We start from the raw sequence: 22,399 nt of genomic DNA, 5'->3' as shown, positions 1-22,399 counted from the left end.
GGCTTAAGCGAAGACCGACATTGCACGATTTCCGCGCGCAATCCGGGCCGACAGGGCATCTACATCCAGACGGGGCAGAACGACCTGCGCCTCGGGGCGGCCAAGCTTGACCATCTGCTCAAGAAACGCCGAGGGTTCGGTATTCTCTGCCCGCCAGGTAGAGGTTTCGATCCCGTCCACGGAGTTGACCAGAATGCCGATCTGGCGGTCTTCGTCCCCGGCCAGAAGCACGCGGCGCTTGTCGGTCTCGGCCGGTGCGCCAAGGTGAAGGTAGCGGCAAAGGCAAACCAGTGTCGTCGGCTGCCCGTCCACGGAAAACAGGCCGAGGATACCGCCCCCCGTATCGGGAAAGGGCGTGATCTTTTTCGGTGGTTCGAGGATCCGGATGATCTTTTCGATCGGGATCGCGAATGTGCTGCAGGCCTCGAACACCACATAGCGCTTGCGTTCGTGGATGATCGTGTTCGAGGCGGGCCTGCCGTCGTCATGGGCCTGCTTCGCGGTGTCATTCCTTGCGGCCGCGTCGCCTTTCTTTGCAGGCCGGCCGTCGGTCTCGGTCACGGGGCCGGACAGCCCCGCGATGGACTTCAGGTCCGGATCCTCGCGCAGATACTCCACCCTTATGACATAGGTCTGGGTTCCGTCGTCCTCGGTCACCATCAAGCCCAGCGCGGATTTACCGCCGCCAAGCAGCGCCGGAACGGTGGTCAACTGCTGTTCCCCGAAGGTCGCGATCCGGCAGATGACATCCACCGCAAGGCCCAGAAGGTGCTCCCCCTCGAAGCTGATGACAACGATTTCGGGATTGGCGCGTTCGCGCGCGGTGCCAAGCCCCAGAAGGCCCGGCGCGTCGATCACCGGAATCCGCACCCCGTTGACACGGACAGATCCAAGGCAAAGACCACCGGCAAGCGCGTCGCGGTCAACATGTTGCCGCGGCAGGGTGCCGTGCACGTCGATGGCGGGCGCCGCGAACCGCGCCCCGCCCGCCTGAAATGTCAGATACGCTTTGCGACCGCTGACCTTGTAGCCGGTTTCCTTTCTACGAAACCGTTCTGCTGTCGGCAGATCCGGAAGCGAGAAGAGCGCCAGCGGATCGATCACGTTGATCACGCGGCCGTCGTGGTAGAACCCTCCGAAGAACAGACCGCCCCCGCGGCACCGCCGGATTCCAGCCGCTGAAGCGCCGCTTCGTCAGCTTTCGCCAGCCCCGTGATCTCGTCCACCGCCAGGGCGACCAGCCGTTCCTCATGGGCCATGATGGCCGCGATGGCCGGCGGTGTGTCGGTCCGCGGAAACCCGCACAGAACCCGCGGGTCGAAGACCGGGATCAGTCGCCCGCGCAACCGCATCGCGCCAAGAAACGCGGGGTGAGAGACCATCAGCGGCGACAGCCCATCGATCGGCTGCACTTCCGTCAGGTTGGCGATGTTCACGCCAAGGGTGCTCTCTCCCACCTCCATCAGCCCGAAGGTGGTCCAGGTGGAGTGGTGCGCCGGCTCCGACATCAGTTGCTGACGGCGCGCTGAAGTTCTTCGGCAACCTGGGTGAGGCTGGTCGCCGAGGCTTCCTGCGTCTCGGCATGATCCACAAGATCGGTCATGCCGCCGCTATGGTTTTGCGCCATGTCGCCGATGCCCTTGATCCGCTGGATCGCCTCCTCGGTGCCTTTCGTGCCGCGCTGGATGCTGTCATTGGCACGTTCGATCTGGCGCGAGATTTCGCGGGCCGCCTCGCCGTTGCGTTCGGCCAGCTTGCGAACCTCGTCGGCCACGATGGAGAAGCCCGCACCATGTTCCCCTGCCCGGGCCGCTTCGATGGCGGCGTTGAAGGCAAGCAGATTGGTCTGCACGGCGATGTCGCTGACAAGCTCGACAATCTCGGTGACCTTGCTGGCCGCTTCACGGGCGCTTGTCATCTCGGTCAGCGATCCGTCAAGCAGATCGTCGCTGCGTTCCGCACTTTCGCGCAGGCCTTCGATGGCCTTTGTCAGGTTTTCCGCGTCCTGGCGCACCGCCTGGTGGCTGTCCCGCAGCTTGCCGGCTTCGGCCGCGAGGGCGGTTGCCTGATCTTTCGCCGTGCGTTCCAGCGCAACCTGGTCGGTCACGTCGTAGCCACACATGATGATCCGGTCGACCTCTCCCTTGGAGTTCCGGACAGGGGCATAATGCGCCAGCATGAAAAGATCGCGGTCGAACCGGGCAACATGGTGGAAACGTCCGCTTTGCGGCTCGCCCCGGCGCAGGGCCATCCAGAAGTCGCTGTAGGCGGGAGAGCGGATATAGTCGGCGGTGCAGATGAAGTGGTGGTTCTGGCCCGCGATCTCCCGCAGGGAGTAGCTGACAAGGCGCAGGAAACTGTCATTGGCATGCAGGATCTTGCCCTCGGCATCGAATTCGACCACGGCCTGATGGCTGAGGGCCGCCTGCCACTTGCTTTCAAGCTCGCTCAGCCTTTCCTTGCTTTCGGTGATCTCGAAGGCGATCTGGATCACCTTGGTGAAATGGCCGTTGAGATCGGGAATGGCGTGATAGTGGCTTTGCAGCCAGTGTTCCTGCCCCCCCGCGCCCACGCGCAGAACCTCGCCTTCGTGGCTGCCGCCGTCGCGCAGATGGTCCCACATCTGCATGGCATCCATGCTCTTGGCCTCTTCCTTGTCCATGAACATCGCGTGCTGGCGACCGCGGATTTCCTCCAGCCGATAGCCCATCTGCTCCTGGAAGAAGTTGTTGGCGGTCATCACGCTGCCGTCCATCTCGTACTCGACGACCATCATCGACTTGTCGAGCGCATGAAGGATGGCCTCTGACTTCAGTTCCGTCTTGCGGAAGTCTGTCACGTCGATGGCAAAGAACAGGATGGATTTAACAAGGCCATCCTCTTCGGACACGATGGGCGAATAGGTGGCGTGCAGCCAGACATCGCGCCCGTCATTGGCAAAGCGACGGAACCGGCCGGTGATCCGCTCGCCTTTCACAAGGCGATCCCAGAATTCGTCGTAACGGCGCGAGTCTGCAAAATCCTTGGGAACGAAAGATTTGTGGTCGCGTTCCTTCAGTTCCAGCGGATTGAGACCCATCATCTTGCAGAAGGTCGCGTTCGCCTCGATGATCGACCCATCGATCTTGTATTCGACCACGGACAGCCGGTCATCGACTGCATTGAAACGCTTGCGCAGCCGGTCGAGGTCGACCTTCTCGTTGTTGTTGTCGATGGCGATCTCGAACACCTTCTCGACGCTGCCATCGGGGGATTTGAGGGGCGCGAACCGCGACCGGGTCCAGTTGATGTCAAGCGCCTTGGTCACGTGCGGCATGTCGATCACGCGCGACTCGCCCTTCATCACCCCGGCCCAGGCTTCGGCAAACGCCGTGCCACGCGCGAAGTCGGCGACGGTGAAGCGGCGCAGATGCTTGCCGATCAGTTCATCCCGCTCGAACTTGACGATTTCCAGCATTCGGTCGGACACGGTCAAGACGTTCCCGTCAGTGTCGTATTCGACGGTTCCAAGATTCTGGGTGAAGAAATCCACCTTCGCCTGGTTGATCGCGGCGGTGGCGGCGTCGTCGTTGACGTCCATCAGGCACTGAATGACCGATTTGACCTGCCCCATGTCATCCTTGACGGGGATGAAGGTCGAATGCAGCCAGATGTTCTGACCTTCGGCCGTGACGTGCAGGTACTTGCGCTCCACCACCCGGCCTTGGCGCAGTTTTTCCCAGAACTCCACATATTCCGGGGTCTGGGTGACGCTGTCGGGCCAAAGTGCATCATGGTTCTTGCCCACCATGCTTTCGCCGTAGAATTCCAGCGCCATGTTCGCGCGGTCATTGGCGTCGATGATGTTCCCATCGGCGTCGTATTCGATGAAGCCGACGTAATCGTCCGCCACACTCCACTTGCTGGCCGGGCCAGCCGTGCTTTCCGATGGCGCGGGCTCGGCCACCGGGGCGGACAATGCAACCACCGAAAGCCGCTCGCCGCCCTCGTCAGACAGGCGTACGGCGCGGAAGGTCATTGTATGCCGGGATTCAGAAAGGCTTGCCACCAGCGCCCCGTCCCAGGTCGGGCGGACGCCGGATGCAGCCGTCTCCCACAACTCCTGCACGTCAAGACCATCGGGGGCGATCAGCCCGTCGAAGTCGTAGGCACCAAGGTTGTCCTCGGCGAGTTCCAGCAGGAAGACCGCGGGTTCGTTCGCCGTCACCAACATGCGCGTTTCGGCATCGAAGGTAAGGGCGTAGGACTCGGCAAGGATTTGCTCACCCAGCGCCTTGGACAGCAGTGCCTCGAAGTCTGCGTTCGCGGCGGCTTCCGGTTGTGAGGTCATGGTCTGTCCTTCACGATGAACTGTTGCAGTGCGACCGCGCGACTCCGTGGTGCGCCGACGTTCTCGATCCTCATAGCCGCCCCTCCCTTAAGACTTGGTTGCAGCCAGTGGGGAGAAGGGCATTTGACCCCGGCGCACCGGGGACAAACGGTCTACCAATCGGCCAGCTTGCCGATCGCGTTGCGCGGAATCCGGGGGCCGAAGGTAAACCGGTCAGGGCGGGCCGGCGCCGGCAGCTCGCGGTTCACGCGATCCCGAAGGGCCGTTTCAAGCGGCCCGGTATCGCCTGCCCCGTCGGTCGGGACGACAAAGGCCTTCAGCCGGTCGCCATCCAGCCGCACCGCAGCATCGGCCACGGCAGGGTCGGCACGCAAGACCTCCCGCACAGCATCCGGGTTGACATTGGTCCCCGCGATCTGGACGACGGTGTCATTCCGCCCCAGCACGCGAAAGGCGCGCGCATCGGTCCAATCCAGCCGGTCCTGAAGGGCAAGGGGCGTGGTCGGGTCGGACTTTCGCGCGATATCCTCGCCGCAGCGTGTCAGATGCGCCAGCAGGGTGAAGGGCGTGCCCTCCTCCGCCCGCATACCCACGCCACCGGTTTCGGTCGATCCAAAGATGTCGATCAGCCGGTCCAGCCCGATTTCGGCAACGGCCTGCCATGTATCCCGTGTGGACGTTGCCCCGGCACTGACGCCGGTGACGTCATCCGGCAGTCTGCCACCGGTCTTCGCAAGCTGTGCCCAGGTAAAGGGGGTGCCAAGGACGATGTCGCCGCTGCGCGCTTCACGCAGCAAGCGCGTGGGCGACAACGCACCGATATCGCGCACCTCAAGCCCGGTCATCCGCGGCAAGAGACACGCCCAGAGAAACCCGTAGATGTGCAGGGGCGCGACCATCGACAGAACCCGGGTGTCCGGCCGCAGATACGGTTGCAAAAGGTCCGCGACCCCGGACATCTCGGCCTCAAGCACATCGCGGCCATGCCGGATTAGCTTTCCGGGGCCCGTGCTGCCAGACGTGGTAAAGGTTATCTCGGCATCCCGGCCCACAAGCTCGAAATGATGCGCAACCAGATCGGCCCAGTCGCCAAGACGTCGCTGAACCAGCAGGTAGTCCTCGACCCCGGTGGACGCGAGTCCGAAATAGCGGTTGAGTGACATGATCAGATCGAGCAGCGAGAGGCTGTCAAAGCCCAGTGTCGCCTCGTCGATCAGAAGGTCGTCAGGGTCGATCGTGCCCGCCCCGGCCAGGCGGGCGCCGATCATGGATGTCCTGTCGATACGCCCTTCGCGCAAGAGCCGGTCCTGCTCTGCCTCGATCAGCGCGATACAGAGGCGCCGCGCCTCGTCTTTTCCCAAGAGCGGCGGCCGTGCCTTTTCCAGTTTCTCCGGAGTCATCGGCGCGAAACCGTCCTCAGGCCGACTTCGACTCGATTTCGGCAAACAGCTCGCCGACAAGACCTTGATAATGGGCGCGCGCGGCAGACACCTTGGCCTGAAGTTCCAGCGCATGGGCCGCAAGTGCTGCCGGCGGCAGGGTATCGATCTTGGCCGGCAGGGTCATCTTGACGTCTTGCGCAGCGTCGTAGCCCTCGATGGCATCGAACACGTCGCTCAGGTCATCGAATTCCCAGGCTCGGACATAATCTTCCTCGTCCGCGGACTGGAAGAACACACGGACTGCAAGCACGAATCGCTGGCTTTGCGTGCGGTAGATGTTCATTTCGTACCAGTACGGAATCTCGGGCGTGAAGCTCATGCTCATCGCCAGTTCCGAACCGCGGAAGACGATCGGGCGACCGCCGACCCGCCGGATGCGGAATTCGCTCGACATGCCGACGGACGGGGTCTCGGACCGGTCGCCCATCTGCGACATGGAGTCGACGGGCATCGGTCCTGCGGGATTCATGACGTTCATGGCAGTTCGTCCTTCAGTTCATTGGGTTTCTGTCCCGGAGCGTTGACCCCGGCGGAAAGGGCGGAACGACGCGCAGCCCGGCCCAAAGGTCCTCGTTCCGGTCCGACGCATGCACCCACGGGGCAACGGCCAGACATTCGGAAGGATCATTCGCTTGCAGAAAGCGATCGAGGTCCCCGAGATCGGACAGGATGGCTACGCGGTGAATTGGACGCGCCGGCAACGCGTCCGGAGGTGTGACAACCAGATGGGCGACCGTGTCGCCCTCCTCGGTGAAGAAAAGTTCGAAGCGGCGTCGTCCAATCCCGGTCTGCCCGGACCCGTCGACATAGTCTGCCTCGACTTCATCACACCACACGCTGAGCCCCGACATGCAGACCGGGCGTCGCCCGTCGCAGCGCAGGGAAAGCGGTTGCCAGGGCGCCTTGGGCCCGTCCGGTTTCTCCGGACAAACGGGGGCAACGTCGACCTCTTGGGCCGGTGTGTCCTCCGGTTCAGGCTCGCAGGTCGGCACGGGCGCGCCAGTGTGGCATCCGCCAGTCAGAAGGGCGACGAGTTCCGGCGAAACGGTCGCTTCGTAACTGATGTCCCGTTCCGTGAGCATCGCCGCGCCGCTCCGGTCAGGCGCGTTTCACGAACAACCAGCAGTGCTGGCCATCGGGCTGCGACTTGAGGTGGATCTTCACCGAGACGTTCGCGCCCTTGTAGGCGAACTTGTAGTCGAACATCACGTTGATCTGGCCGGTCTGGTGGAACTTCAGGAACTCGCCGTGGAAGCGCTTGCCCTTGGCGCAGGGAGCAATCTCGTTGAAGAAGTTCTTGCCGATCACGTCCTCGGGGGTCCGGCTCGCGATCAGGCCCTCGGCCTTGTTGTACTTGACGATCGTGCCGTTGCGGTCGAGCAGAACGGCACCGAAGGGCAGGTATTCCGCGCGCTGAGGCTCGCGGGAAAGGATGTTATCGAGATCCGCGCTGCCGAAAGGAATGATTTCCATCGTGTTATCCTTGCTGTCAGTCCGTGGTGTTACTTGGAGGTGTCGACGCCGTTTTCGTTCTGGAGGAACGAATCGTTGTAGGTCATCGACATGTCGTTGATCCGTCGATACGGATGCCCGTCGAATTCATCGGCATGTATCGCGCGCCCCTCGGGGGCTGCCCAACGGTAGTCAAGCTTGCCCATCGTGACGATGCATTGCGGGATCGTTTCGAAGCGCTCCTTCTTGGCGTATTTCGCGCTGTCGACCTCGATCTCGCTTGCGGCCTCGAACTCGACAAGCGCTTCCAGCTCGTCAAGCCTGCTTTCTGCTTCAAGCCGCGCCGTCTGAGAGACGACCTCGCTTGCGGCCTGCATCACCCATTCCGGGTGTTCGCCGCGGACGATCAGTCCCATCTCGTCGAGACGGAACTCGTACCGGCCATCGGCCTCGTAGAGTTTCCCAATTTCCTTCATGCGCTGAATGCTCCTTCCGGCGGCATTGGCTTCTTCCGGACCGGTTCCATCCGATCCTGATCCCGTTATCGATCCAACGAGTGAACAATCTGTATCCAGCGGACAGGGCTATTCGCGGACCTTCAAATGATTTTTATTAGACAATGTGGTGACTGAAGTGTGGGGCTGAACATGACGGTGGAATTGCGCGTCATGCAGGATGGCGAAAGCATCCTGCTATACGTCTTCAAAACGATTGCAGAAGCATCTGAAATGATACTTTTCCTGTCGGATTTCCTGCCGGACGCAAAGTTCGTGCTGCAACCCGCGACGCACTGAAACGCTGCGGGGCAGAACGGAACATGTCCCGGCCGCGGCCGGGATGATGGGGCTGGTCAGCCCTTGGGGGTGACCTGCGACTTTGCGAAGTCGATCCAGTGGCCGATGTCCAGGATCTGGCCGATCAGGCCCAGTCGTTCCGACAACGCATCGGCGTCGGCGGCGGCCAGATCGCGCATGGTGGCGACACCGGCGTTCTGAAGCATCCAGACCAGCCCGCTTCCGGCACCGGGAAGATCGAACAGGTCGCTGCTGGAATCCAGCGCAGGCTCAGCCGGCTCTTCGGGCGCGGCCTCCTCGGGCATGTCGGGCGACGCGCCATCCACAGCGTCCGGTTCGGAATCGGGCAGGACCGTGGCTTTCGCCGCGGCCGCGGAGTCTTTCGGGGCGTCTTCGGGCGCAGAGGAGGCCAGCGGGTCATCTCCCTCACCCGATTCCCCGTCCGTCGTCCCGTTGCTCAGGGGTGCTTCGTCGACACCTGCGGCAGCGGATGCCGTGGCTGCCACCTCACCAGTGTCCGCTTTAGTCTCCTCGACAGCGGGTTCAGCCAGACCGGTTGCCTCAACCGAATCGCTGCACGGGGTCGGCGCCGGATCAACCAGCGTGTGTTCAAAGCTCCGCGGCGTGGCAGAGGGTCGAATGGCGATGGCATCATGGGCCGGCTGGGTGACAGGGGCGGCCGCACGCAGGGCCACGTGATCCTTTTCCGCAGCCTCGGGCTTGCGGCGGGCCATCCGGGCCTTGCGGATCTCAGCCAGATGGGCGCGAGCCTCGCTGCGGACCGTACCGGCACGGCGCTTATAGGTTTTGTTGGGCTCCATGGCGTCCATCCTTCATCAATGGGTGGAATCGAATTCGGTACCGACAAGGCGCTGCCAGTCGTCCAGCGCCTCCCCCGCCAGCTTCATGAAGCTATGGCGGCGTTCGGACCGGGATTGCAGTCTTTGCAAAGCCTGCCCGAAGGACGTGGGCGACAGATCCCCGGGCACGAAGGTCATGCCGGCACTCTTCTCAAGCGCGGCAGTTGCCGCCTCGATCAGAAGCATCGCTGTCTCAAGATTCTCCGCCTTGTCCGCGGTCGCCTTGGGCGCGTCGCCATCCAGCAGGCTGCGCGCGACGATGTAGCCGCCATTGCGCAATTCCCACAGGCCAAGAAACAGCATTTCGCCGTTCTCGCCGGGGCGGCTGCGATGGCTGAGGCACCGGCAGGACACACGCAGCGGCGGTGCACCGTCGCGTTGAAACAACTCGATCGTCCATGCTGTGCTGGGCCCGGTCTGAAAACCCGGGTGACTGGCCGTGCTCACGCCAATGCCCTCCTGGATCGCGCGTGCGGTTCTTCGGCCAAGGACTAAAGCGCATCTCTTACCATCGCGTGAATGGTCGCGCGCCGACCCGCGGTGGCCTTCTCCGCATGTCCCGACAATGTTTTTGATGACATAGCGATGGCAGGACGCCCCGCCCAGCCTGGTCCGACAGGCGTTCCGGGGCCCGCAACAATCGCCGCGGGGCTGTCGGACTGATCGGAAGAATTCTGCAGAGGTGTGACCGCACCAAGGCAACCGAGGCCACCGCTGGCGCCCTGCAAGCACAAGGGAATGGCCGAACCCACTGCTAAGTGTCGGCCCGAATCAATCTGTGCTGTGAGGCCCCGCCCACCGGGGCCCTGCGGTCAGGCCAGTTCCCTGAGCGCCTCGAACCGATCCTTGAGCGCACACCAGCCCGGCAGGGCTTCGGCACCACTCACCTGCTGCCCCATCCAGGTCATGCAGGTGTCTGACCGGTCGCAATGGCAACATCGCGCGATCAGTTCCGAAAACTCGCCCCGGCCGATCTGGCCCTCGTTCAGCGCCTGATTGACATTCACGCCGATGGTCCGGGCCATGCCCTGGGCCAGCCAGAAATGCATGGAGAGATTGCCGTGATCTTCCATCGTTCTCAGGCGGTCGCCAGCTTGGCCCGTAGCGCTTCCAGCAGGTCCTTGTTCCGGCAGTAGCCCGGCGTTTCCCGCGCGCCTTCGGCATTGTCCTTCAGCCATCCCTGGCAATGGGACGGCTCCGTGCAGCCAAGACAACGCGACACCGTCGCCTGCATGTCCTCCGGGGTCCAGCGGCCGGCCATCATCTCTTCGGTCAGGTCGACGCCCAGCACCTCGGCCATCTTTTCGACCAGCGCGGCATGCTCGTCATACTTGGTCTTGCCGGACATGGCATACTCCTGTTACCTCATATTGCGGTCACTAAAGCGGAGCGGGCGCTTTAACGCCTTGATACGTGTCAAATCCGCACGCGCCTCGGATGACATGCCGATCCCCTGCTACAACCCGCCGGTGCAAACCCTTCACAAGACGGCCGCGGGCCGCTAGCCTGATCCCATGTTCACCATCGAGCACGACTTCGACGCGACGGTCATCACCCTCATCGACGAGGGGCCCGATCACTTGCAGGAAGACATCATCGTGACCGCGTTCGAGGATTGCGTCACGGTCGAACAACTCGACCCCCGCACCGATCGCGTGCAGAAGGTCACCTTTTCCCTGGCCCAGTTGCACGAGATCGGCGCCGCCCTCGACCTGCCCGAGGGCATGTACCGCGTCGGGCTGCCGCTGCGTTGAGCCGTGCCCGGCGGCCCGCGTCGGTTCAGCGTGACAAGTCCCGAAGCAAACCGCGGGATGCATCCTCGATCAGGTCCAGGACCAGATCGAACCCGCCCTCGTAATAGGGATCGGGCACTTCTTCCTGCAAGCTGTCCGAATATTCCAGGAACAGCCGCACAGGCGTGTCATTGCCCTCCGGCCGCATCCGCTCCAGCGCGGCGAGGTTGGACCGGTCCATCGCAAGGATCAGGTCGAAGTCGGCAAAGTCCTGCGGCTGCGCCTGCCGCGCGCGAAGTTGGCTGAGATCATATCCCCGCTTCGCGGCCTCCGCTTGGGCCCGCCGATCCGGCGGATCGCCCACATGCCACCCCCCGGTGCCTGCGCTGTCGACCTCGACCGGTTGCCCCGCAGCGCGTGCCATATGGTCAAAGACGCCATGCGCGGTCGGGGATCGGCAAATATTTCCAAGACAGACGAACAGGATACGGGTGGTCATGGGCAACTCCTTTCTTCAGAACAGTTATCGAAGGAGGACGCGATGACCAAGATCGTGATTTTGACAGGAGCCGGAATTTCCGCCGAAAGCGGGCTTGGAACCTTTCGGGATACCGGCGGCATCTGGTCGCAATACGACCTGACCGAGGTCGCCACGCCCGAAGGCTTTGCCCGAAACCCCGCCCTTGTGCATGCGTTCTACAATGCCCGCCGCAAGAACGCGGCGGAGGCGATCCCGAATGCCGCCCATGCCGCGCTTGCCCGGCTGGAACAGGCGCTGCCGGGCGACGTGCTGATCGTCACCCAGAATATCGACGACCTGCACGAACGCGCAGGCAGCCGGAACGTGCTGCACATGCATGGGGCCATTACCCGGGCCAAATGCGCCGCTTGCGCCCATGAATGGGACGCGCCGATGGAGATGCGCGCCGACGACCCCTGCCCGGCCTGCAAGGCCCCCGCCACGCGGCCCGACATCGTCTGGTTCGGCGAATTCCCCTATCACATGGAAGCGATCTGGGACGCGCTGAGGGCCGCGGACCTGTTCGTGTCCATCGGAACATCGGGCAGCGTCTACCCCGCCGCGGCCTTCGTTCAGGATGCCGGGCGGGCCGGGGCGCGGACGCTGGAATTGAACCTAGACCCGTCCGAGAACATCCACGATTTCGACGAGGCGCGGCAGGGGCCGGCCTCGGTTCTTGTCCCGGCTTGGGTGGACGAGATGCTGGGCCGCTGATCGTCCACCGGTCGTGCCCGGCGGCAGGCGCCGGGCAACAAAGGGCTTTCCGCAGTCGGGGCTCAGTTCCCCATCTTCATTTGACCGCCCATCGTGCCGGGCTTCATCATCGGGTCGCGCGTCAGATCGACGGGAACCTCGATCTCCATCTCGCCAGCCTGTTCGAAGGTCAGCGTCATCTTGACCATGTCGCCCTGCTCCAGCGGACGGGTCAGGCCAAGGAACATCACGTGGTCGCCCCCGCGTTTGAGTTCCCGCTGCCCCCCCGCCGGAACCGGGAAGCCTTCCTCGACCTCGACCATGCGCATCACGCCATTGGCGTCTTCCTTGTGGGTATGCAGTTCCACCTTGTCCGCGACATCGGACGTCGCGGCGACCAGACGGTCATCCGCCGCCCCTGCGTTCACGATGGTCATGAAGGCCGCACCGGATTTCGACATCATGGTCGAAGCACGGGCATACGGGTCCTCAATGGCAATGTCCCCGGCGAAAGCGGGCAAGGCCAAGACGGCGGCAGCCAGACCGGCAAGGGATAGGGTCTTCAGGTTCATCTCGTTTCTCCCTGTCATTCACGCGCGCCCTGCGGATTGATCGCCAAACATGGCACCAAAGGCAAGCCCGTGAAACATCTTTGCATGTCCAGGAAGACAGCGCCCCCCCGGGCCAAACCCGAAACGCCAAAGGCCCCGCCAAGGCGGGGCCCGGAACATCGTTCGAAATACCGAAAGGTCAGGCGGTGGCCTGCGCCTTCTCGATGTCTTTCTTGATCTTCAGCGCCTTTTCGGACAGTTCGCTGTCACCGGCCTTGGCGAGGAAGGCATCAAGCCCCCCGCGGTGGTCCACCGTGCGCAGCGCCGCCGCCGACACGCGCAGCTTGAACGAGCGCCCCAGCACGTCGGAGATCAGCGTCACGTCGTTGAGGTTCGGCAGGAACCGGCGCTTGGTCTTGTTGTGGGCATGGCTGACATTGTTGCCGCTCATGGGCCCTTTTCCGGTCAGTTCGCAGACGCGCGACATGGGTGTTTTCCTTGTCTCGATAATGCAATCGGCGCCGCGTAAGGCAGCGCCGCAAATTCCGTCCGGGTCGCATACGCGCAAACGCCGGGGGCGTCAAGCGCTTATCCGGTCAGTCACGGCCATAGCGCGCCACGAACCGCCTCAGGATCGTTTCGGGCGCATGCACATCCTCTGCCCGACACATAGCCACCAGGTCCGCGGCGGTGTCCGGCGGGAAATAGCCGCGGTCCTTGTAGATCCGGATCCGCACCTCGAACCCGTCGCTGTCGGCCTCGGGGTGGAACTGGGTGGCATAGACGTTGTCGCGATAGCGGATCATCTGGAACGGGCAGGGTTCGGATTCCAGAAGGTGCACGCAGCCCTCGGGCAGGTGCTGCACGGCTTCCTTGTGCCCCACAAAGGCGCGGAAGGTATCCGGTACATCTGCCAGCAGCGGGTCGGCGCGCCCGTCCGCCGTCAGAACGCAGGTCGTCGCCCCAACCGGTTCGCCATAGCAGGCCTTGCTGACCTCGGCACCAAGGTGATGGGCAAGAATGCCGATGCCGTAGCAGCAGCCCATGAAGGGAAAGTCGCGCGCCGTGATCTCTGGCATCAGGCCCATGACGGCATCTTCCATGCGCTTGTCGAGGGCCGATTTGGTATCCTCCGGGTCCGACACGCAGCCCGGGCCGCCCCCGACGATCACACCGGAATAGTCGTCAAGGCACAGCCCCGCAGGGATGTCCGCCTGATCCAGACGGATGCGATGGGCATGGCCCGCGTCGATACCCCCCTTGCGCAGGATCGCGTCGAATTCGTCGTCAGAGGCCTCCGTCTCGGGACGCAGTTGCAGGATCAGGAACGGTTTCACGACGCGGCCCCCAGAACGTTCAGCATGTCCGACGTCGCCCGCGCCACGGTCAGATCGCCCCGTGCCACCTGCTCGCCCATGTCACGCATGCGGGCCTGCATCTCGGGGTCATGCTCCAACCGGGCCAGCAGGCCGCGCCGGACTTCCTCGGCGAACCAGTAGCGCGCCTGTTCCGCCCGACGCCGATCCAGATGCCCCTGCTCCCGGCGCCAGTCGGCCAGTGCCTGCATTTCCGCCCACGCATCCGTCAGCCCCGCCTTTTCGACGGCCGAGACGCAGACGGCCTTGGGGAAGCCTTCCGGGTCCTGCGGCCGGTGCCGCAGCAGGCGCAGCGCCCCGGCATAATCGGCCCGCGTGCGTTCCGCCGCCGGCTTCAGGTCGCCATCGGCCTTGTTCACAAGGATCATGTCGGCCATCTCCATGATGCCGCGCTTGACGCCCTGCAATTCGTCCCCGCCGCCCGGCGCCATCAGCAGGATGAACAGGTCGGTCATCTCGGCCACCATGGTTTCGGACTGGCCGACGCCCACGGTTTCGATCAGCACGATGTCAAAGCCCGCGGCCTCGCACAGGCTGACGGCCTCGCGCGTACGGCGTGCCACACCGCCCAGCGCCGACTGGCTGGGCGAGGGCCGGATAAACGCGTTGGGATCGCGGCTGAGATGCTCCATCCGCGTCTTGTCGCCGAGGATCGAGCCACCGGATCGCGCCGAACTTGGATCGACCGCCAGAACCGCTACCTTGTGCCCCTGCCCGGTCAACATGGTGCCAAACGCCTCGATGAAGGTCGACTTGCCCACACCCGGCGTGCCCGACAGGCCGATCCGCAGCGCGTAGCCCGGCGTGGCGGCCAACCTCTCCAGCAGTTCTTGCGCCTTTTGCCGGTGGTCTTCTCGCCCGCTCTCGACCAGCGTGATCGCGCGGGCCAGCGCCCGACGCTCCCCTTTGCGGATGCGGTTGGCTATGTCGTCAATGTCCATCGGCGGCTCCGGGCTCTTGGGGCGGCCCCTCTCTTGCCGCGTGTCGGCGGGGGTGTCCACCCCTCTGGCAGAGACCGGCGAAATCCCCGATAAGGCGCCCATGACCCGCCTTCCCATCGACGACGCCCTGCCCGGCCTGATCGCCGCGCTGACCAAGGCGCGCCGCGCCGTTCTGCAGGCCCCCCCGGGTGCGGGCAAGACGACGCGCGTGCCGCTGGCCCTGCGCGACTCGGGGCTGGTGGAGGGGCGGATCCTGATGCTGGAACCGCGCCGTCTGGCCGCGCGGGCCGCTGCCGAACGCATGGCAGAGACTCTGGGCGAGGCCGTCGGCCAGACCGTCGGCTACCGCATCCGTGGCGAGACAAAGTCGTGCAAGGCAACGCGGATCGAGGTCGTGACCGAAGGCATCCTGACCCGGATGATCCAGTCGGACCCCGGCCTGGACGGCATCGGCGCGGTGATCTTCGACGAGTTCCACGAACGCTCCCTCAACGCCGATCTGGGGCTGGCGCTGACCTGGGAAATCCGAGAGGCGCTGCGCGAGGACCTTGTGCTTCTGGTGATGTCGGCCACGCTCGACGCCGCCCCGGTGGCCGCCCTGATGAACGCGGCCCCCGTGGTGACCTCGGAAGGCCGCAGTTTTCCGGTGGACACCCGCTGGTTGCCGAAACCGCTGCCAAAAGGCGCCCGCCTGCCCGAGGCCGTGGCCGATCTGGTGGTCGAGGCCGTGTGCGAAACCCGCGGAGGCGTCCTCGTCTTCCTGCCGGGTGAAGGCGAAATCCGCCGCTGCGCCGCCGCACTCGCCGGCCGCCTACCGCCCGACTGCCATATTCGCCCGCTTTACGGTGCCATGCCCTTTGCCGAACAACGCGCCGCGATCCAACCGTCGGCGGAGGGACGCAAGATCGTTCTGGCGACCTCCATCGCCGAAACCTCGCTGACCATTCAGGGCATCCGCGTCGTGGTCGATGGCGGCCGCGCCCGGCGCGCGCGCTTTGACCCCAATTCCGGCATGTCGCGGCTGGTGACCGAACGCGTGACCCGCGCCGAGGCCGAGCAGCGCAGGGGCCGGGCGGGCCGCGTGGCCGAAGGCATGTGCTACCGGCTCTGGACCAAGGGAGAGGACGGCGCGCTCGCCGCCTACCCGCCTGCGGAAATCGAAAGCGGCGACCTGACAGGCCTCGCGCTCGACCTCGCGCTTTGGGGCACCGACGATCCCGAGGAGATGGCCTTTCTGACCCCGCCCAACCCCGGCGGCTTTGCCGAGGCACGCGCCCTTCTGGCCCAACTTGGTGCGCTGGACACAAGCGGCAGGATCACCGACCACGGACGCGCGCTGGCCGCCCTTCCGGTCCACCCCCGGCTGGCGCATATGCTGCTGGTTGCCGGTAAACAGGCCGCACCGCTGGCGGCCCTGCTGGAGGATCGCGATCCGCTGCGGGGGGCGGGCAGCGATCTGTCCCTCCGCCTGCGCGCCATCGAAAACCCCAAGGGTCACTTTCCCGTCCCGCCCGACCGAGGTGGGCTGTCTCGCATATGGCAGGAGGCGAAGCGCCTGTCAGCACGCGCGCCCGAAAGCCCTCGGCCGATGTCCCCGGGGGAAATGGCGTCACTGGCCTATCCCGACCGGGTGGGGTTGCGACGCAAGGGCGACCAGCCGCGTTTTGTGCTGTCTGGCGGCAAGGGCGCGGTGCTGGACGAAACCGATGCTCTTGCGGGCCAACGCCTGATCGTCGCCCTCGATCTCGACGGCGATGCGCGCGAGGCGAAGATACGGCTCGCCGCGGCGTTGTCGGATGCCGACCTGCGCGCCGCCCATGGGCCGGCCATCGGCTGGCGGGATGTCTGCGACTGGTCCCGGCGCGAAAACCGCGTCGTCGCCCGCCGACAGGAACGCTTTGGCGCGCTGGTGCTGGAGGACCGCGTCTGGAAAAACGCCCCGGTCGAGGCCATAGCCAGAGCGATGCTCGACGGCGTTCGGATGTTGGGCCTGCCCTGGTCCGACGCGGCCCGGCGGTTCCAGTCCCGGATCGAACTCTTGTGCCGCGAAGGCGCCGATCTGCCGGATCTGTCCGATGACGCCCTGAACGCGGGGCTGGAGGACTGGCTGCTGCCCTATCTCGGCGGCGTGCGCAGCGCAGAGGACCTGAAGCGGCTCGATATCCTTCCCGCCCTGCGCGGTCGCCTGTCATGGGAGCAGCTGCAACAGGCCGACCGCCTAGCCCCGCCCCATTTCGAAACGCCGCTGGGCCGCAAGGTTCCGATCGACTACGGCGCCGAGACGCCGTCGATTTCCGTCCGTCTACAGGAACTTTTCGGCGTCACCAAACACCCTTCTATCGGGCCGAAACGCCTGCCGCTGCGGATTGCACTGCTGTCGCCCGCGGGCCGCCCGGTGCAGGTCACAACGGACCTGCCCGGCTTCTGGGCGTCGTCCTATGCCGATGTGCGCAAGGACATGCGCGGCCGTTATCCCAAGCACCCCTGGCCGGAGGACCCGACCGCCGCCGATCCGACGCTGCGCGCGAAACGACGCGGTTGAGCGGGGGCAGTGCCCCCTACACCCCCAGACAATAGCGCATGACGGCCTTTTGCGCGTGCAGGCGGTTCTCGGCCTCGTCAAAAATCACCGAATGGGGCCCGTCCATGACCGCGCTGGTCGCTTCCTCATCGCGATGGGCGGGCAGGCAATGCATGAACAGTGCATCGGGTTTTGCCGCGTCCATCAGACGTTCGTTCACCTGATAGGGGCGCAACTGGTTGTGCCGGCGTTCCCGCGCCGATTGCGGGTCGTGCATCGACACCCATGTATCCGTCACCACCAGATCGGCGCCCGCAACTGCCTTGAACGGGTCGCGCTCGATCTCCACGGCCACGCCCTTGGCCCGGGCCTCCTCGACGAAAACCATCTCCGGGTCCAGCGTCGGCGGGCCGGTGAAGGTCAGGTCGAAACCGAACTGCCCCGCCGCATGGGCAAAGCTGGCGAAGACGTTGTTGCCGTCCCCCGACCAGACCACCTTGCGGCCGCCGATATTGCCCCGGTGTTCCTCATAGGTCATGACATCGGCCATGATCTGGCAGGGATGGGTGCGGTTGGTCAGACCGTTGATCACCGGCACAGACGCATGTTCCGCCATCTCCAGCAGCGTGGCTTCCTCAAACGTCCGGATCATGATCAGGTCGACATAGCGGGACAGGACGCGGGCGGTATCGGCGATGGTCTCGCCATGTCCCAATTGCATGTCGCTGCCCGACAGAACCATGGTCTGCCCGCCCATCTGGCGCACGCCCACATCAAAGCTCACCCGCGTCCGGGTGGACGGCTTCTCGAAGATCAGCGCGACCATGCGCCCCGAAAGGGGTTGGTCGTCGTCCACAGCGCCCTTGGGGCGACCGGCCCGGGCCGATTTCATCGTCCTTGCCAGTTCGATCATGCCCCGCAGATCGCCGGGATCGGTCTTGTTGATGTCCAGAAAATGGGTCATTGCCCGGCCTCCTTCGGCGCCAGCGTTGCCGCGGCGGCATCGAGCCGGGCCACTGCCTCGGCAATCTCGTCATCACTCACGGTCAAAGGCGGCAAGAGCCGCACCACGTTGTCGGCCGCCGGCACCGTCAAGAGCTGCCGGTCATAACCCGCCTGCACGACATCCGTGTTCGTGACCTTGCATTTCAGCCCCAGCATCAGCCCGGACCCGCGCACCAGTTCGAACACGTCCGGATGACTGGCAACCAGCCCCTCCAGCCGCTGGCGGAAAAGCCCTGCCTTGCGGTTCACCTCGTCCAGAAAGGCCGGGTCGGCCACGATATCCAGAACCGTCTTGCCCACCGCGCAGGCCAGCGGATTGCCCCCGTAGGTGGAGCCATGGGTGCCCGCGGTCATGCCGCTGGCGGCGTCCTCGGTCGCCAGAACGGCACCCAGCGGGAAGCCCCCGCCGATGCCCTTGGCCACCATCATGATGTCGGGCGCGACACCCGCCCATTCATGGGCGAAAAGCTTGCCCGTCCGGCCCATGCCGCATTGCACTTCATCAAAGATCAACAGCGTCCCACATTCATCGCAGAGATCGCGCAAGCCTTTCAGGCAGACATCGGGCAACGGGCGGATACCGCCCTCGCCCTGCACCGGCTCGATCAGGATCGCCGCCACCGTGTCGTCGATGGCGTTGTTCAGAACCGCATCATGCGCGCCAAAGGGCAGATGAACGAAACCCGGAAGAAGCGGGCCGAAGCCCTTGGTCATCTTCTCCGACCCCGCCGCGGCGATGGCCGCCGAGGACCGGCCGTGGAACGCACCGGAAAAGGTCACGATATTCACGCGGTCCGGCTGGCCTTTCTCATACCAGTATTTCCGGGCCATCTTGACGGCCAGTTCGCAGGCCTCGGTCCCGGAATTGGTGAAAAAGGCGGTGTCGGCAAAGGTCTGCACCACCAACGCCTCGGCCAGCGCGGTCTGTTCGGGAATCTCGTAGAGGTTCGACAGATGCCACAGCTTGCCCGCCTGTTCCGTCAGTGCCGCGATCAGCGCCGGATGCGCATGGCCCAAGGCGTTCACCGCGATCCCGGCCCCGAAATCGAGGTATCGGCGGCCGTCCGTCGCGATAAGCCATGTGCCTTCGCCCCGCTCGAATGACAGCGGCGCGCGGTTGTAGGTCGGCAGGACGGACGGGATCATCGGTCGGATATCCTTCGGATCGGAAGACCTAGGGGTGCCCCAGGTGCAGGTTCAAGTCAACGATGGGAAAAAGAGACGCGTGGACGCACGCGACCGGCGGCCTGTCAGGCAGCGCGGCGGCGTCGGTGCAACCGGGGTCGCAAGGTATGTGCGTTCAGTGTCATGGGGCGCGCCTAGCCCGAATTCCCGGTCGTGTCCAGAAAAACCCGCGCGCCGCGTCAGAACATCCGCCCGCCTACCGGCACATCCTTGTCGGGCGTGATCAGCACGACTTCACCGTCTTCATCCGGCAGGCCAAGGACCAGAACCTCCGACAGGAACTTGCCGATCTGCCGGGGCGGGAAATTGACCACGCCAAGCACGCGCTTCCCGGGCAGGTCTTCGGGCGTGTAATGCGCGGTGATCTGGGCAGAGCTCTTCTTTTCCCCGATCTCGGGGCCGAAATCGACCCACAGCTTGATCGCGGGCTTTCGCGCCTCGGGATAGGGTTCGGCGCGGATGATCTGCCCGACGCGGATATCGACCTTCAGGAAATCGTCGAAACTGATCTCGGTCATTTGCCCAACTCCCGGCTGCGGTCTGCGGCGGCGGCAACGGCGCGGGTCAGAAGCGCCGGGAAACCGGTTTCGGCGTCCATCAAGACCTCAAGCGCCGCGGCGGTCGTGCCGCCCGGAGATGTGACGTTGACCCGCAACTGGGCCGGGTCTTCGGCGGCGTCCTCAGCCAGTTGGCCGGCCCCGCCGACCGTTGCCTTGGCCAGTTTCATGGCGATTTCGGGCGACAAGCCTTGGGCCTCTCCGGCGGCGGCAAGCGTTTCGATCAGGTGAAAGACGTAAGCGGGACCGGAGCCGGAAACCGCGGTGACCGCATCCATCTGATCCTCGGTTTCCAGCCGGACCGTCTGGCCCACGGCGGACAGCAGCGACTCGGCCAGCGCAAGCCCTGCCTCATCCACCTTTTCATTGCCGATGATCGCCGTCATGCCGCGCCCGATGGCGGCGGGCGTGTTCGGCATGGCGCGGATCACGGGGGCGGCCTCGCCCAACCCGGCGGCGAAATAGTCAAGCGTCTTGCCCGCGGCAACCGACAGGAAGATCGTCCGCCCATCCGCAAACGCGGCCACCTGCGGCAGCGCCGCGTCCATCATCTGGGGTTTCACCGCCAACAGCACGACGGCGGGTGACTCCGGCAAGGCCGTGTTCAGATGCAGACCATCCTCTGCCTGCGCCTCTACCCAGTCGGACGGGTGCGGATCGACCACCCAAACCGATGCTGCGGGCAATCCGCCTGACAGCCAGCCCTGAAGCATGGCCCCGCCCATCTTGCCACAGCCCAGCAGAACCATGCCCCGGGCTGCAAGATCGTCCATATTCATCTGATCCCCCTTCAACCTTTAGGGGGCGGAGGTTAGGCGCGCCCGTAAGCCTCTGCAATGGCGACCTGCAAGGCATCTGCGGGCGACCGGTCACCCCAGCAGACAAGCTGAAACGCCGGATAGAACCGTTCAGACGTGCCCACGGCCGCCGCGATCATCCGCTCGATCTGCTCCGGACCCGCCGGCTGGTCGCCGGACAGGATCAAACCGTGCCGCCAGACCATCAACCGTTGCTCTGCCCAGAAGGTGAATGCCCCGGCCCAGCACAGGTCGTTGGTCTGATTCAGTGTCTCATAGAGAGTCGGAAGCCTGTCTTCGGGCGGCTCCATCTCGAAGGTGCAAATAAGGCGAAGCATCTCGTCATGGCCGGACCAGGCAAGGGTGATCGAATAAGTCCGCCACTGCCCCTCGACCGCCATCGCGATCTGGTCGTCGGCAACCCGGTCAAAGTCCCATTCGCGGTACTCGGCCAAGTGCTCGACGATATCGATGGGGTGAAGATCGTCGCTGTGCAGGAAGTCTTCGGATAGTGACATGCCCGGCCTCTCTTGTTGTTGCCTTGTGCATTTGGCAGCCCACAAGGCTTAGGTGCCCGCTCGAAGGTCTGGTTAACTATTTCCCGACCCTTACTAGATATGGTGCGGTCAAAGACCCAACGTGTAAAGCGTAATTTTTGTAACGGCGGTTCCGCCACCCCCTATATCTGGGGATATCTCCGACATTTCGTCGGCTGCGCCCAGAACGCCGTCACGACCGCGCCCCTGATCGCCCGTGCCCCCGACGCATCTTCGCACCATCGCCGACTCACATGCACGGACGGCCGCGGAGAACTGCACATGTCTGCGCCCTGGCAGACACGCCCCCGCCGGACAATCAGCAGAAAGATCCTGACAAACCCTTACGGAAACGGGATGCGGGACTGTGTCATGGCAGCCTCTCCAACCGGGCCCCGGCCTAGGAAAGGCCCAGAATTCCGCCGTTTTCTGCCCTACGATGCCTGCATTCAGGGTCTATTCACTTAAAAGACGGCGGAAATTTCATCGTCGAGTTTCGCAGCCGTCCCATGCAACAAGATGTGAAAGACACACGCGATGCAGAAACACCCAAACGCCCCGACCCGGAACACTCCGACGACGTCGAACGCATATCGCGGCGGCAGCCGGACCCCGACGCGCTATGAGCGGCAGAACGGTAATGCAGCCGGCGAAGAGGAAGTCATCTTCCGCCCGCGTTTTCACGACACCAACACGCTGCGCTGGCTGATTTCATCGGGCACGCTCCAACCCGACCATGCCTGGCTTGTCGCCAGTTCTACCGAGGATGGATGCTTCAGAATCATGCAGAGCTCCGGCTCCCGCCTGCATGCAGAGCAGATCAGCCGTGGTCTCAACGACGCAAATACCGGCCCGGAATTCGAAGCCGTGAAGCTCAGCGATGTGCCGTGGGTTTTGCAGGTGCAACTGTCGAAGTTCTTTGCCGAACTCGGGATCGCCGCGCCTCGCTCAAAACCGCGCCACGCGGCCTGAACGACGCGGACGTCTGGAAACGTCACAGGCCGGGAGAGCGGATGACTCTGGTTTCGATCCGGTGCGCGCGCCTCATGCCCCGGCGTTGATTTCGATCCGCGGACGAAGGTCGATTAGCAGCGGTCGGCATTTAG

Annotated in this window: 27 protein-coding genes; 5 read left to right on the top strand and 22 right to left on the bottom strand. The window is 64.3% G+C overall.

What is annotated here, in order from left to right; genetic code table 11:
* Positions 1–3: 3 nt before the first annotated feature.
* The 8 genes from RGUI_RS19370 to RGUI_RS19335 all read right to left on the bottom strand — a co-directional run bounded on the left by RGUI_RS19370 (position 4) and on the right by RGUI_RS19335 (position 7,700).
* On the bottom strand, positions 4–1,113 hold the full coding sequence (locus RGUI_RS19370; protein WP_081535840.1) for a chemotaxis protein CheW: 1,110 nt from the start codon (positions 1,111–1,113) through the stop codon (positions 4–6).
* Positions 1,110–1,508 (bottom strand): chemotaxis protein CheW, encoded by a 399-nt coding sequence (locus RGUI_RS19365; protein WP_081535839.1) that lies wholly within the window; start codon positions 1,506–1,508, stop codon positions 1,110–1,112. Before RGUI_RS19365 ends, RGUI_RS19370 begins: the two co-directional genes overlap by 4 nt.
* Positions 1,508–4,330 (bottom strand): PAS domain-containing protein, encoded by a 2,823-nt coding sequence (locus tag RGUI_RS19360; protein ID WP_081535838.1) that lies wholly within the window; start codon positions 4,328–4,330, stop codon positions 1,508–1,510. The genes RGUI_RS19365 and RGUI_RS19360 overlap by 1 nt, the downstream gene beginning before the upstream one ends.
* 152 nt (positions 4,331–4,482) lie before the next feature.
* Positions 4,483–5,730 (bottom strand): 4-coumarate--CoA ligase, encoded by a 1,248-nt coding sequence (pcl, locus tag RGUI_RS19355; protein ID WP_172841207.1) that lies wholly within the window; start codon positions 5,728–5,730, stop codon positions 4,483–4,485.
* Positions 5,731–5,746: 16 nt separating this feature from the next.
* Entirely contained in the window at positions 5,747–6,250 is a 504-nt protein-coding gene (locus tag RGUI_RS19350) for a hypothetical protein (RefSeq protein ID WP_081535836.1), read from the bottom strand.
* A 13-nt stretch (positions 6,251–6,263) separates the two neighbouring features.
* Positions 6,264–6,623, bottom strand: coding sequence for a hypothetical protein (locus RGUI_RS21585; RefSeq protein WP_156883033.1), 360 nt, complete (start codon positions 6,621–6,623; stop codon positions 6,264–6,266).
* Positions 6,624–6,870: 247 nt separating this feature from the next.
* A complete protein-coding gene (pyp, locus tag RGUI_RS19340) occupies positions 6,871–7,245 on the bottom strand; it encodes a photoactive yellow protein (RefSeq protein WP_081535834.1) in 375 nt (124 codons plus the stop codon).
* Between the two features lie 29 nt (positions 7,246–7,274).
* Complete coding sequence (locus RGUI_RS19335; RefSeq protein ID WP_081535833.1) at positions 7,275–7,700, bottom strand: hypothetical protein; 426 nt, start codon at positions 7,698–7,700, stop codon at positions 7,275–7,277.
* Positions 7,701–7,871: 171 nt separating this feature from the next.
* On the opposite strand from RGUI_RS19335, the gene RGUI_RS21580 reads away from it, so the two are divergent.
* Complete coding sequence (locus tag RGUI_RS21580; RefSeq protein ID WP_156883032.1) at positions 7,872–8,018, top strand: hypothetical protein; 147 nt, start codon at positions 7,872–7,874, stop codon at positions 8,016–8,018.
* A gap of 56 nt (positions 8,019–8,074) precedes the next feature.
* On the opposite strand, the gene RGUI_RS22255 is transcribed toward RGUI_RS21580, so the two are convergent.
* The 4 genes from RGUI_RS22255 to RGUI_RS19315 all read right to left on the bottom strand — a co-directional run bounded on the left by RGUI_RS22255 (position 8,075) and on the right by RGUI_RS19315 (position 10,226).
* Positions 8,075–8,839 carry a hypothetical protein gene (locus tag RGUI_RS22255; RefSeq protein WP_253798633.1) on the bottom strand — a complete coding sequence of 255 codons (765 nt, stop codon included), beginning with the start codon at positions 8,837–8,839 and terminating at the stop codon, positions 8,075–8,077.
* 15 nt (positions 8,840–8,854) lie between these two features.
* Entirely contained in the window at positions 8,855–9,325 is a 471-nt protein-coding gene (locus RGUI_RS19325; protein WP_081535832.1) for a hypothetical protein, read from the bottom strand.
* A 365-nt stretch (positions 9,326–9,690) separates the two neighbouring features.
* Positions 9,691–9,951, bottom strand: a complete 261-nt coding sequence (locus RGUI_RS19320) for a DUF6455 family protein (protein ID WP_081535831.1) — start codon at positions 9,949–9,951, stop codon at positions 9,691–9,693.
* A gap of 5 nt (positions 9,952–9,956) precedes the next feature.
* On the bottom strand, positions 9,957–10,226 hold the full coding sequence (locus RGUI_RS19315; RefSeq protein WP_081535830.1) for a DUF6455 family protein: 270 nt from the start codon (positions 10,224–10,226) through the stop codon (positions 9,957–9,959).
* Between the two features lie 166 nt (positions 10,227–10,392).
* Between RGUI_RS19315 and RGUI_RS19310 the strand changes: the two genes are divergently transcribed.
* Complete coding sequence (locus RGUI_RS19310; protein ID WP_081535829.1) at positions 10,393–10,632, top strand: hypothetical protein; 240 nt, start codon at positions 10,393–10,395, stop codon at positions 10,630–10,632.
* A 25-nt stretch (positions 10,633–10,657) separates the two neighbouring features.
* On the opposite strand, the gene RGUI_RS19305 is transcribed toward RGUI_RS19310, so the two are convergent.
* Entirely contained in the window at positions 10,658–11,110 is a 453-nt protein-coding gene (locus RGUI_RS19305) for a low molecular weight protein-tyrosine-phosphatase (RefSeq protein ID WP_081535828.1), read from the bottom strand.
* A 42-nt stretch (positions 11,111–11,152) separates the two neighbouring features.
* Between RGUI_RS19305 and RGUI_RS19300 the strand changes: the two genes are divergently transcribed.
* Complete coding sequence (locus RGUI_RS19300) at positions 11,153–11,845, top strand: NAD-dependent deacylase (RefSeq protein WP_081535827.1); 693 nt, start codon at positions 11,153–11,155, stop codon at positions 11,843–11,845.
* 62 nt (positions 11,846–11,907) lie between these two features.
* Here RGUI_RS19300 and RGUI_RS19295 read toward each other — a convergent pair whose 3' ends face one another.
* The 4 genes from RGUI_RS19295 to meaB all read right to left on the bottom strand — a co-directional run bounded on the left by RGUI_RS19295 (position 11,908) and on the right by meaB (position 14,692).
* Positions 11,908–12,396 (bottom strand): copper chaperone PCu(A)C, encoded by a 489-nt coding sequence (locus RGUI_RS19295; RefSeq protein ID WP_081535826.1) that lies wholly within the window; start codon positions 12,394–12,396, stop codon positions 11,908–11,910.
* Positions 12,397–12,574: 178 nt separating this feature from the next.
* Positions 12,575–12,862: a 50S ribosomal protein L28 gene (rpmB, locus tag RGUI_RS19290; protein ID WP_081535825.1), complete on the bottom strand. Its 288-nt coding sequence runs from the start codon at positions 12,860–12,862 to the stop codon at positions 12,575–12,577.
* 109 nt (positions 12,863–12,971) lie between these two features.
* Positions 12,972–13,712 carry a glutamine amidotransferase gene (locus RGUI_RS19285; protein WP_081535824.1) on the bottom strand — a complete coding sequence of 247 codons (741 nt, stop codon included), beginning with the start codon at positions 13,710–13,712 and terminating at the stop codon, positions 12,972–12,974.
* Positions 13,709–14,692 (bottom strand): methylmalonyl Co-A mutase-associated GTPase MeaB, encoded by a 984-nt coding sequence (meaB, locus tag RGUI_RS19280; RefSeq protein WP_081535823.1) that lies wholly within the window; start codon positions 14,690–14,692, stop codon positions 13,709–13,711. Before meaB ends, RGUI_RS19285 begins: the two co-directional genes overlap by 4 nt.
* 100 nt (positions 14,693–14,792) lie before the next feature.
* On the opposite strand from meaB, the gene hrpB reads away from it, so the two are divergent.
* Positions 14,793–17,234 carry an ATP-dependent helicase HrpB gene (hrpB, locus tag RGUI_RS19275; RefSeq protein ID WP_081535822.1) on the top strand — a complete coding sequence of 814 codons (2,442 nt, stop codon included), beginning with the start codon at positions 14,793–14,795 and terminating at the stop codon, positions 17,232–17,234.
* 16 nt (positions 17,235–17,250) lie between these two features.
* Here the strand turns inward: hrpB and argF are convergent, their stop codons facing one another.
* The 5 genes from argF to RGUI_RS19250 all read right to left on the bottom strand — a co-directional run bounded on the left by argF (position 17,251) and on the right by RGUI_RS19250 (position 21,275).
* Positions 17,251–18,177 (bottom strand): ornithine carbamoyltransferase, encoded by a 927-nt coding sequence (argF, locus tag RGUI_RS19270; RefSeq protein WP_081535821.1) that lies wholly within the window; start codon positions 18,175–18,177, stop codon positions 17,251–17,253.
* The gene (locus tag RGUI_RS19265) at positions 18,174–19,364 is read right to left on the bottom strand and encodes an aspartate aminotransferase family protein (RefSeq protein ID WP_081535820.1); all 1,191 of its coding nucleotides are present in this window, start codon (positions 19,362–19,364) and stop codon (positions 18,174–18,176) included. The genes argF and RGUI_RS19265 overlap by 4 nt, the downstream gene beginning before the upstream one ends.
* A gap of 218 nt (positions 19,365–19,582) precedes the next feature.
* The gene (locus RGUI_RS19260) at positions 19,583–19,921 is read right to left on the bottom strand and encodes a tRNA-binding protein (RefSeq protein ID WP_081535819.1); all 339 of its coding nucleotides are present in this window, start codon (positions 19,919–19,921) and stop codon (positions 19,583–19,585) included.
* Positions 19,918–20,739 (bottom strand): pyrroline-5-carboxylate reductase, encoded by an 822-nt coding sequence (gene proC / locus RGUI_RS19255; RefSeq protein ID WP_081535818.1) that lies wholly within the window; start codon positions 20,737–20,739, stop codon positions 19,918–19,920. The genes RGUI_RS19260 and proC overlap by 4 nt, the downstream gene beginning before the upstream one ends.
* 32 nt (positions 20,740–20,771) lie before the next feature.
* The gene (locus RGUI_RS19250; RefSeq protein ID WP_081535817.1) at positions 20,772–21,275 is read right to left on the bottom strand and encodes a YbjN domain-containing protein; all 504 of its coding nucleotides are present in this window, start codon (positions 21,273–21,275) and stop codon (positions 20,772–20,774) included.
* 555 nt (positions 21,276–21,830) lie between these two features.
* Here RGUI_RS19250 and RGUI_RS19245 point away from each other — a divergent pair.
* Positions 21,831–22,265: a hypothetical protein gene (locus RGUI_RS19245; RefSeq protein ID WP_081535816.1), complete on the top strand. Its 435-nt coding sequence runs from the start codon at positions 21,831–21,833 to the stop codon at positions 22,263–22,265.
* Positions 22,266–22,399: the final 134 nt, after the last annotated feature.

Origin of the sequence: Rhodovulum sp. P5, assembly GCF_002079305.1 — a bacterium.
Classification (GTDB): domain Bacteria; phylum Pseudomonadota; class Alphaproteobacteria; order Rhodobacterales; family Rhodobacteraceae; genus Rhodovulum.
This window is presented reverse-complemented; position numbering and strand designations above follow the sequence as displayed.